Origin of the sequence: Clostridium acetireducens DSM 10703 (assembly GCF_001758365.1) — a bacterium.
GTDB classification, from domain to species: Bacteria; Bacillota; Clostridia; order Clostridiales; family Clostridiaceae; genus Clostridium_C; species Clostridium_C acetireducens.
Genome location: NZ_LZFO01000077.1, coordinates 1 through 1,417 on the forward strand (window position 1 = coordinate 1; position 1,417 = coordinate 1,417).

At 29.1% G+C, this 1,417-nt stretch carries 1 protein-coding gene; it reads right to left on the reverse strand.

The annotated features are described in order from the left end of the window. A partial coding sequence (locus CLOACE_RS11590; protein ID WP_070111395.1) for a transposase occupies nucleotides 1–1,335 on the reverse strand: 1,335 nt, incomplete at its 3' end. Nucleotides 1,336–1,417: the final 82 nt, after the last annotated feature.

Here is a 1,417-nt window from a genome sequence, read left to right on the forward strand (position 1 = left end):
TGCTAATAATAATTCAGCTTTTAAAGAATCCGTCTTATTAATCTTTAAGGTCGATAGACCTAGTGGGTGTTTAATAATATTGTTGGTTCTTTCAGTAATAGTTCTGATTTTATATAAGTTATTCCATTTTTCTGTATTTCGAGGAATAGGACAATTAAGTCTAAAGTCTTTATTGATGGTTGGATGATATATTCTTCCACAAGGTGAAGATGTACATGGATTTTCACAGGAAAGTATATACTTAGTTTTACCATTAATTCTTACTTTTTTAGATTTAGGGCAAAGCCATTTAACTCGCATAGAACGTCCTTTTTCTCTTGTGACTCCATCAAATTTCATTGGAAGAGAAGAGTCCTTCGGACATAATGGAACTCCATTATCAGTAAAGCCGCTAGGCTGTGGTAAATCAGAAGAATTACGAGGATTAATTGGAATAATAGGTATTGTGTTGCAATCTTTAATTAGATATTTATAATTGTCATCACAATCATAAGCAGCATCACCTAGAAAATAATTATATTTGAAATCTTTATGCATAGCGAAATAACGTCTCATTATAGGAATTAAAGTTTTTGAATCATACTCATCTTTAGCTTGTTCACCAGAGCTATTGTTTTCAAAATCCATTGATTGAGTATCGTTAAAATCAATATGTCTTAAGATTCCAAGACCATTAACAAGAGTAGTTGCTTTAAGTGCATAACAATAATGACCATTAATATAAGAAAGTTTAATTTTAGGGTTAGCAAATGTTTGTTTAGGCATTTTACTACAAGCGAATTTATGAGGAACAATATTTGAATTTTTCTTTTTAGCAACTTTACCAGTATTTAAAAGAGATTCAAAATATTTAGGATTATTTTCTTTAACATAAGCTTCAATACCAGTAGTATCAGCAATTATTATTTTAGATAACTCAGAATTAAGTTTTCTACAAATAGGTTCAGTAATATCAACTAAATGATTGAAAAAACTATGAATATGTTGAATAAAGTTAGATTTAAATCTAGAGAACTGTGATTCATGAGGTACAGTACTGAACTCGCAGAGTGACCTTAGTTCACTAGATAAATTTAAGATATTAACAAGTAGTTCAATTTCAGATATACCAAGTATCTTTTGAACTATAAATGCGGTTAGCATTGAGGAAAGAGAGTATTCTCTAGGACGACCAGTTGAAGAATAGTATGCGTTATAAAAACTTTGAGGAATTAATATTTTTAAATTTATATGGTTTTCAAATAAATTTATAAACTTGGGTTTATTTTCCTCAAAACAGTCTACGACTTCTTCATAAACGTCACAGAGATGAATTTGGTTTTTAATATTGATCATAAGGATACCTCCAAGAATTTATATTTTGTGATTATTATATATATTCGACATTAAGTGGGGGAAATCCTTTTTGATAAAGCTT